Origin of the sequence: Bacillus sp. Xin1 (assembly GCF_013314535.1) — a bacterium.
In the GTDB taxonomy this organism is placed as follows: domain Bacteria; phylum Bacillota; class Bacilli; order Bacillales; family Bacillaceae_G; genus Bacillus_A.
Map to the genome: position 1 here is coordinate 1 of NZ_JABUAE010000074.1, position 9,445 is coordinate 9,445.

Here is a 9,445-nt window from a genome sequence, read left to right on the forward strand (position 1 = left end):
GTTTTTCGACGTACAATGAATTACAGGAGCTACTAACAACCGCATAAAATGTACAACTTTTTGTTGACACCACTTAACCTTAACAAAACTTCGCAACAGAACCCTTGATCCTAAGTCGGAATGTATTATTCTATTCAGAAGATACAATAGGCGTGAAATACGTACAAGAAATAACGGATGCGATACACAATATCCCAGATTCTATCCAAGATGGAAATGATAAATTTTTAGATTTTGAGTTAGAACTACTTAAGAATACACTTTCAAAAATGGATTTTGAAAGTGTGTTTGTACAAAACATCAAATTTTTCAAGCTGTACTATCTAGAGGTAGAGGGCCTATTGCGAAAAAAATATGCCATGATGTTATTCCATTCCTAAACTTAGAACAGTATGTAATTACACTGATTAAACACATTGTCATTGCAAATCAATTATTTTAGCATTATTCTTTCCATTGATACTTAAAATTACATAATCTTCTTCGTCATGGTTTATTTTATGGTCTTTAAGCGTATTTTTTTGCTCTCTGTTAATGGGTAAGATCACTATTTTTTGCTTTTCGCTCTTGTACTTATAAAAATCCTCGTAAACACTTTTATAATCAAACAGGCTTTTTTTGTTTATCTCCATCTGTTCATGTGTAGCTTCCTCAAAAGAGGGTTCGAAATTCTCAACGATATTGGCATTTAAAAAATTGATAATATAATCAGTGATTTTTATATGATTTTTTAGTTCCAGATCCAAATACATAGGCATGCTATTACACTCAAGAAGATAAAATTCTCCTTTATTATTTAATTTTAAATCTATGCCTGAAAATTCAAGTCCTAATATTTTCGCGGCTTCTAAGCAGACATTCTCGATTGAAGATGGAAGATGAATCATTTTGTAATTCAGTTTTCCCTTCGAAAACATAGGATCTGTTCTATAATCAATTGTGGATTTGTTAGATTCTCTTTGAATTTCATGTGCAGATAAAATTTCCCCATCTAGAGTATAGACCCTAATATCTTTTCCCTCTATATACTCTTGAAAAATAACGGGCTCTAAATTTAAAGACTTCATCTTTAATAATTCATCGCCGTTCACTTCTCTACAATAATATCCACCTACGAGAGGTTTATATACAATTCTATCCGTTGATTTTATGAACTCTTCTAATCTTTTGTAAGAGTTTGTGATACAAGTTTTTGGAATAGGTAATCCTGCATGAATCAGTTTATACAGTTGAAAGTATTTAGAATGGTCTGCAGGAGGATTTATCATTCTAACTCCATTAAGTTGCATGATTTGCAGCCAAGAACGTAAATTCTCGATTTGGCTTTTAAATTGCATTTGTTCATTATATGTATCTATATAAGGTGTATTAACTAATTGAGGTGTAAAAATCATGTTACTCCTAATAAAAATAGAACGAACATTATCTATATCTATTACCTTCCCGTTATAAATTAGCTTATTATCAATAAAGGAATATTCATTGCTATGAACAGGTCCTAATTCTGTGAAAGATATATTCCTTTTTTTTAGTTTATACATCAGATAATTACAATGAAAATCATCCATTGGGTTGACGATAAGTAAGGACATATTTTATTTCCTCTCTTAGAGCAAGGAGGACAAATAATTTAATCATTCAGGCAATCAAATTATTTGTCCTGTCTCTATCTATCTCTAATTATTAAAACCAGCGGTCTTCTTCTCCCAGAGCCATGGTAGTAACAGGACCATAACTAATTTGATTTAAATCTTCTCCATTAAGCTGAATCTCTTGTAGTGTTACTCCAGTTTTTTTTAGAATTAATTCACTTTGTTCTTGATCTAGTTTAATATTCATGTATATTCCTCCTGATTAATAAGTTTCAAATAGTAAATTTCGACAAAAATATCTAAAAACCTTTTTATTTTTTGAAAATTTGGTTCTGGCGCAAAAATCATTTGATAGAGACATAGAAACCTACATAGACTGTTCAATGGCAGATTATGAGGTTCTGGTGCAAAAACTTCAGGATAATTGCAAGTAATCTATAAATCTTGGACATACTGATACTATTACTCTAAAAAGGTGTGTGATTGGTATGGAAAAGAAAAATTTGTTCAAATGGAAGCACTATCAGCCTGATATTATCTTATTAACGGTAAGATGGTACCTACGGTACCATCTAAGTTTTCGTGATTTAGTGGAAATGCTGGAGGAACGGGGTTTATCCATTTCTCATACAACGATTATGCGTTGGGTTCATCAGTATGGTCCTGAATTGGATAAACGGATCCGACGCTACCTTAAACAAACAAATAACTCCTGGAGAGTCGATGAAACATATATCAAAGTAAAAGGGCAATGGATGTACCTGTATCGTGCTGTTGATTCGAAAGGAAACACAATCGATTTTTGCCTAAGCAAAACAAGAGATCAGAAGGCTGCAAAGCGCTTTTTCAAGAAAGCGTTGCGGGCTTTTCATGTTTCAAAACCTCGCGTGATAACAGTCGATAAGAATCCAGCTTATCCTATAGCAATTGAACAGTTGAAAAAAGCATACCTGATGGTATGCAACTTAGACAACAAAAGTATTTGAATAACATAGTAGAACAAGAGGTTCTGTTGCGAAGTTTTGTTAAGGTTAAGTGGTGCCAACAAAAAGTTGTATATTTTATGCGATTGTTAGTAGCTCCTGTAATTCATTGTATGTCGAAAAACCGAAGTCTGAACCAAGACTTCGGTTTCGTTTATATAAAGCATGAATGGTTTCGACGCCTTTCAAGATACGGGAAGCGTGGCGAAGATTTTGAAATCCTGCGGATTTGGAGAAACGTCGCTTCACATGCCTATGGTCCTGTTCAATGAGATTGTTCAAATGCTTGATTGTACAATGAGTTGTATTTATATAAAAGCCTTGTTCTTTTAATTTGTTAAATGCGCAAAGTAATGCTGGTGCTTTGTCTGTAGTGAGAACCGTTGGTTCTCTAAACGTTTTGACCAATCTTTTCATAAAGGCATAGGCAGCCTGATGATCCCGTTTTTTACGAAGTTGAATATCCAATGTGTGCCCGTCTTTATCAATTGCACGATATAAATAACACCATTTTCCTTTGACTTTTATATAGGTTTCATCTAGTTTCCAAGATAATTGAACGTTTTTATTTTTCTTCTTCCAAATTTGATAGACAAGGTTTCCATATTCATGAACCCAGCGCATGATAGTTGTTGGGTGAACCAAAACACCACGCTCTTTCAAGATTTCAGATACATCACGATAGCTTAAAGAAAAACGACAATAGTAGCCGACGGCTACTAAAATAATATCCTTTTTAAACTGTTTTCCTTTAAAATACCCCATATATCATTCTCCTGCTCACACTTTTTCTACAGGTTATCTCAGTTTAGAAATCTTTGCAACAGAACCCTTTATTTTACTTAAGAACAGAAGGTGAAGTCTTTTCTAACCATAGAATGCCATCATATTGTTCGGTAGGAATCATGATTTCTTCTTTTTCTTTTTTTCCCCAATAACTTGCTGCAGTAGGAGTAAACATCCATGACGTTTCTGGTCGGTTACTTTCTCCCCTTAGGTTAACAAAAACATGGGGACTTCCTACCGTACTGATTATTTTTTCAACACTTTGTTCTTCATGTTCGTTATGTACAAGAATAACATCTTTATTGCTATCATCCCAACTGCTTCCACTATACGCAAATACGCCAATCGTGTACATTTGGTTTTTGATGCGCTGCGGAAGATAATCCATCATATTTGGGCCAACATAATTGTATTGCTGCACCTTCGTCCAATCTAATATCATTTTTGAATTTTGTTTTCGAATATGATAATTATGCCCCCACACAATGATTTTTTTGTTTTTATACTGCATTTCAGTGAGCCATGCTAAGTTTTGTGCCATTTTTTGATCTCGGATATATGTAGCGTAGTCTTTAAGGTTAGGTGAGTAGATACCACCTCTAACTTTCATTTGAGCATCTAAATGCGTTTTAATCGCATCAATCCGTATATTAATTGATTTCTCCAGAAAGTTTACATCATACGTAGCATGAGGTGCAACTTGAGTCAATTCAGATTTATGATTCTGAATAAATGTTCTAACCTTTTCAAACTTGTTGATTACAGGCTGTATTTCAATTTTAAATTGATCATAGGGATATGTACCATCATATTCATTGTAATACCTATCCAGTTTAATCAACTCTGTTACTGCTGCATCAAATTCAGATGCCACTTCTGGACTTAGTTTTTGCAACCATTCTTTTGCATAGGAGTGGAATGAAGATTTATAAAACAAATTCATATCAAAACCAGCTAATGTGAGTGGCTTTCCTTTTTCTTTTTGTTCTTTCATATAGGTAAATAATTGTTCTACTTCTTCTGTTTGCCATACAGCGTATAAAGATTGTTTCAACGCTTCCGTAGCGGTTAAGTTATCAAAATTTTGTTGAACAGCTGCTGCTTCCCCAAGCCCTGATTCAAATGCAATCACATCATATCCCATTTCCTCATGTAAGTACTTAATCATACGTATTTTGGATTGATTCATTTCCTTCGCACCATGCGTACTTTCCCCAAGTACAACAATACGCTTGTCCTGTACGGCCTCTTTTAGAAATGATAAATCTTCTGTTGTTTGGGAAGTTGGTTCATTTAATATTTTTGCATGTCCGTTTAACCATTCCTCCCATTTGGGTTGGTCGACTGGTTTTTCTGCTGCAAATGCAACAGATGTAAAGGTTGTACAGGCAAGAAGAGTACTCATTAGCCCAAGTTTCCATTTTTTATGCACAACAACGCCTCCAAGAATCATATTTTTAGAGATTGAATAGAATCTGTATTAAAAATTTACTAATATTCCATTATTTATAATAATACATATACGAATTCTAAACAATATTAATATTCAAAAAATAAAATACCCTTCATACATATTGAAGAAACCTTCTATATAGGGGTCGCACCCCATCAAAATCAAGCTAAGAAAAGCAATACCCCCATATCCATCAACTTAAGAAAAATAAATGCCCCAGAACGAATTTTTGTTACAAGTTAGTACAAAAATTCGTTTTGGGGGTACTATAAAATCTTAGCTTGATGGGCATGTTCACATACCCCCAATTGTTAGATTATGTGTCTAACAATTGGGGTGCAGTTCATTTGAAGACTTCGCCTTTGTTTATATAGGGCATGAATAGTCTCGATACCTTTTATCGTACGTGAAGCATGACGAAGATTTTGAAATCCTGCGGATTTGGCAAAACGTCTCTTTACATGCCTATGATCCTGTTCAATGAGATTATTCAAATGTTTGATTGTACAATGGATTGTAGTTTGATAAAATCCTTGTTTTCTTAATTTGTTAAATGCGCAAAGTAATGCCGACGCTTTGTCTGTAGTGAGAACCGTAGGTTCTCCAAAATGTTTTACTAATCTTTTCATGAAGGCATAGGCAGCCTGATGATCCCGTTTTTTACGAAGTTGAATATCCAATGTGTGTCCATCTTTATTAATTGCACGATAGAGATAACACCACTCGCCCTTAACTTTGATATAAGTCTCATCCAAATGCCAAGATAAGCGTGCAGATTTATTTTTCACTTTCCAAATTTGATAGATGAGATTGCCATATTCATGAACCCATCGCATGATGGTTGTTGGGTGCACTGAAATACCACGTTCTTTCAGGATTTCAGATACATCGCGATAACTTAAAGAAAAACGACAGTAGTAGCCGACAGCTACTAAAATAATATCTTTCTTGAATTGTTTTCCTTTAAAATATCTCATGTCTAATTCTCCTAGATCCTGTTTTCTAGAGTGTATCCTCATTTAGAAAACTTTGCAACAGAACCGATATGAGGTTAGGCCTTGAAATATTCAATGTCATTTCTATAATTGTCGTATGCCGCTTTGTACTCCATAACGCGAGCTACCTCAGAAATGAAGGTTTCATCATAACCGGCTCTTCTCAGTAAATGCAATCCCATTTCCATACCAGAAGCGATACCGCCTGCAGTTGCGATTCTGCCAGAATCGACTATTCGAGCTCGACTTATTTTGCAAGCTGGTGCAATTTCGGCTAAGCGATCGATCGGTACTTTACCCATGCTCGTAGCTTCTAAATGATCTGGTTCTTTACGATTTGTGGCAGCAATGCCGTCCAAGAGTCCCATTCTGCCGTAAATCCATGAACCCGTACATACACTTGTAAGTAGAGTTGTTTCAGGAAGAGATTGGATGTATTGATGTAGTCGCTTATTATTCGTTTCTTGACGTGTACCAAAGCCGCCAGGAATCAAAAATGCATCCATGTCAGGCATATCATTGAAGCTGTAGTTAGGATATACAGTAAGACCTGCTTGTGTTTGAATTGGCTTCATAGCGTCTGCTACAAGAAAAACATCTAATTCTGGATCAAATCTTCTTGCAACCGAAAATACGCCGTACGGAGCTGCGTAATCAATCACTTCTGCATCCTTGAAAACGTAAATACCTAGCCTAAATCCTTGTTTTTTTCTCATTATTTTTCCTCCTTTTGGATTATTATTGCATCATGTGGAGTAGTCTTGCATCTCTACGAAAATTAATATAGCATGAAGTTGTGTATTTTACTTATGAATGTATTCGATACAACCTATTTCGTTTTTCGATATCAAGGAGGTTGTTTGTACTATGATTGAGCTATTGGAAGGGAAGTTTTTTAAAACATTTATTGCAGTGATTGAAGAAAAAAGCTTTAGTCGAGCCGCGGATAAATTAGGGTATGTCCAATCTACCGTAACCACTCATATACAGTTATTGGAACAAGCTTGTAACCAAAAGTTGTTTCATCGATTATCTAGGGGGGTAAAACCTACAGAAGCGGGTTTGAAACTTGCTAAATTCGCGTACCAATTTATTCATCTAGGCATGGCTTTAGAGGAGGCGATGAGTGAGCTGGATCAACCACAAGGGACCGTGCATATTCGTATGCAAGAATCTTTTTTCTTAACGCGTATGTCTCCGCTTATTCAAGAATTTATAGGCAGCTATCCAAAGATAAAAGTAAGGCTGGGAACAGGATTTCATCGAGATATTCTTAATCAGGTTTTAGAACACGCTGTGGATTTTGGTATTGTTCCCCAAAATCCGAATCGAAGTGATGTCATTTTCTACCCTTTAGTAGAGGAAAAGCTAGTTTTTATCGCTTCTGATGTATTGGTACAAAAAGTTGAATCTCACGGATTGGATATTCTGAATGGTGAAATAGTAATAAGTTTCGGAACAAGCTGTTTATACCATACACGAGCTAGTAAGCTTTTGCAGGAGGCTGGAATTGAAGGGAACAATGCACTGGAGTTTCCAAGTATTGAAATGATCAAACAATCTGTGAAATGTGGAATCGGTTTTGCATTGATTCCAGAAATGGCTGTGAAAAAAGAACTTGAAGAAGAACAATTCAAAGCGTTGCCATTATGTCCACCAATTTTTTCTACACATGGGCTTATTGTTCATAAAGATAGGGAATTGAGCTTTCCGGCAAAACTGTTCAAATCCAAAGTAATCGATTATTTCTCCTCAGAAATGACTACTGAAACTGAGTAGATTTTTTATATAAAGTTAGATTCCTTATAAGAGTAGGGAACCGCCTTGTCTTCGCTACTGATAATGGGACGTTATGTTAACCGAGCATGAATATAATATTCATAACATATTGTTTCTTTTTGTTAGTTACAGGACGATTCGTTTGTTAAATGTATCCGAAAAAAGAACGAATGTTTGCATTTTACTTGAAAATATTTGTAAACTTAATTTATAAGACTAAGTGGAGGGGAGAAATACAGTTGAACACTATTGATTTATTATTATTAAATCTAAAAGAAGTGAGAAGACGGAGTATAAAGGTATGGAAAGCAATTCCAAGTGATAAATTAGATTGGAAACCAGATGAAAAAGCTATGACTTGTTTAGAGATGATTCGACATGTACTGGAATCAGAACATTATTATCATCTGGCTATTGAAAATAGGGGAAGTCTAAAAGAATATAATTCTCCATTTGAAAACAGACCTTTTTTATCTGTCGAAGATGAACTGAATTTTGCTGAGATATATCACAAACAATTTTTAGATACTGTTCGTTCTTTTTCTAATGAAGATCTAAATACTATTAAAATTGATCGTTCAAATGTAGGGTATATTCGTTCTTTAGGGGATATGTTAATGCGTATAGCATATCATGAGGGTGTTCATACAGGACAAATGTTAGATTATATGAGAACAATGAAAATTGAACGCCCAAATATATGGGATTAATAATTTCACTACCAATAACGATAATTATGTAAACATTTAATTTTAAATTCACAGCAAGTACATACTTTTTTTGTAAAATATAGTTACAATTGGAAAGAGGTGATTGTACTGGTTAAATATAAGTCTTGTATTGTTGTAAGCTGTGTTAGCATAGGGATTTTGGTTACAGGTATCATTGGATGGAATGAAAAAACAGAGGCTATACAAGTTAATAAAAATGCATCATCTTTTGAAGTTAAAGAGCATGACCAAGGTATACATTGGATTTATGATTTATATGGTATTGAAAATCAGATAGGCTTTATTAAGCAACCTATAGTTGTAAATCAGAGTAAAACATATGATTGGTTTTTGTGGGGAACTGAGAAATTAAGATCTGATCAATTGCTTAAGATTACCGCTATTCATCCGAATACAAAACAAGAAATTCAAATTGCAGACATAAAACATATAAACCAGTATGGTCAATCTATCCACTCTTTCTATGAAAAAACTAACATATTACCGTTAAGTAATTCTGTTAGCAAAAACAGTATAAAGTTTATTTCACATCAAGCGATAAATATGAAATTCCCTAAAAGTGGGACCTGGAATCTTAATGTTTTAATTGGAGATAAGAAATTTCCGCCTATTCCTATTGAAGTAACAAATCAAGAAAAAATATTAACTCCTTTAAAATAGATATTTAATTGTTTATAAAAATCCCTTCAAAATTAAAATGAAGGGGTTTTTATATAGAATTATAGATATGTTGACTTCTAATAAGTGGTTTTATGTGAAATAAGGGTACCGTCAGGAAAATGTAGATTTACAAGAGTAAAGGTATGAGAGGTGCGCATTTTATGAAATATTGTACTAAATGCGGAAATGAAAATAATGATAGTAATAGGTTTTGTGGACATTGCGGGGAGGATTTTAGACATAACACAGTTAGGGAAAATGTCGTGAGTAATTCAAGTAATAGTATTGAAATTTTCTCTTTAGTTGGTTTTATACTTGGAATAGTATGTTGGTTTATTAACTTGTGGGGGATTGTTGGAATTATAGCTATTGTATTTTCAATATTGGGGTTAAATAAGAAAGTGATAGGTACTAATAAAGTATTTGCTATTATCGGAATGGATTCTGGAATAATCAATGTTTTAGT

Annotated in this window: 10 protein-coding genes and 1 pseudogene; 5 read left to right on the plus strand and 6 right to left on the minus strand. The window is 34.1% G+C overall.

Annotation, left to right across the window (positions count from 1 at the left end; genetic code table 11):
- Positions 1–419 precede the first annotated feature (419 nt).
- Together HRG09_RS26760 and HRG09_RS26765 are read right to left on the minus strand one after the other, a co-directional pair.
- Positions 420–1,592: an ATP-grasp domain-containing protein gene (locus HRG09_RS26760; protein WP_174103861.1), complete on the minus strand. Its 1,173-nt coding sequence runs from the start codon at positions 1,590–1,592 to the stop codon at positions 420–422.
- Between the two features lie 91 nt (positions 1,593–1,683).
- Entirely contained in the window at positions 1,684–1,839 is a 156-nt protein-coding gene (locus HRG09_RS26765) for a hypothetical protein (RefSeq protein WP_017150362.1), read from the minus strand.
- 241 nt (positions 1,840–2,080) lie between these two features.
- Between HRG09_RS26765 and HRG09_RS26770 the strand changes: the two are divergent.
- Positions 2,081–2,598: pseudogene (locus tag HRG09_RS26770) on the plus strand (IS6 family transposase); the annotation flags it as partial.
- Between the two features lie 55 nt (positions 2,599–2,653).
- Here the strand turns inward: HRG09_RS26770 and HRG09_RS26775 are convergent.
- From HRG09_RS26775 to HRG09_RS26790, 4 genes are all read right to left on the minus strand, one after another.
- Complete coding sequence (locus HRG09_RS26775; RefSeq protein WP_174103862.1) at positions 2,654–3,340, minus strand: IS6 family transposase; 687 nt, start codon at positions 3,338–3,340, stop codon at positions 2,654–2,656.
- 73 nt (positions 3,341–3,413) lie between these two features.
- Positions 3,414–4,793 carry an erythromycin esterase family protein gene (locus tag HRG09_RS26780; RefSeq protein WP_174103863.1) on the minus strand — a complete coding sequence of 460 codons (1,380 nt, stop codon included), beginning with the start codon at positions 4,791–4,793 and terminating at the stop codon, positions 3,414–3,416.
- Between the two features lie 332 nt (positions 4,794–5,125).
- On the minus strand, positions 5,126–5,791 hold the full coding sequence (locus tag HRG09_RS26785) for an IS6 family transposase (RefSeq protein WP_174103864.1): 666 nt from the start codon (positions 5,789–5,791) through the stop codon (positions 5,126–5,128).
- Between the two features lie 74 nt (positions 5,792–5,865).
- A complete protein-coding gene (locus HRG09_RS26790; RefSeq protein ID WP_174103865.1) occupies positions 5,866–6,525 on the minus strand; it encodes a DJ-1/PfpI family protein in 660 nt (219 codons plus the stop codon).
- Between the two features lie 151 nt (positions 6,526–6,676).
- Here HRG09_RS26790 and HRG09_RS26795 point away from each other — a divergent pair, with 151 nt between their 5' ends.
- The 4 genes from HRG09_RS26795 to HRG09_RS26810 form a co-directional block, all read left to right on the plus strand.
- Positions 6,677–7,588, plus strand: coding sequence for a LysR family transcriptional regulator (locus HRG09_RS26795; RefSeq protein ID WP_174103866.1), 912 nt, complete (start codon positions 6,677–6,679; stop codon positions 7,586–7,588).
- 239 nt (positions 7,589–7,827) lie between these two features.
- Positions 7,828–8,298: a DinB family protein gene (locus tag HRG09_RS26800; protein ID WP_174103867.1), complete on the plus strand. Its 471-nt coding sequence runs from the start codon at positions 7,828–7,830 to the stop codon at positions 8,296–8,298.
- 99 nt (positions 8,299–8,397) lie between these two features.
- A complete protein-coding gene (locus tag HRG09_RS26805) occupies positions 8,398–8,979 on the plus strand; it encodes a hypothetical protein (protein ID WP_309232387.1) in 582 nt (193 codons plus the stop codon).
- A gap of 161 nt (positions 8,980–9,140) precedes the next feature.
- On the plus strand, positions 9,141–9,445 hold a 305-nt coding region (locus tag HRG09_RS26810), incomplete at its 3' end, for a zinc-ribbon domain-containing protein (protein ID WP_174103868.1).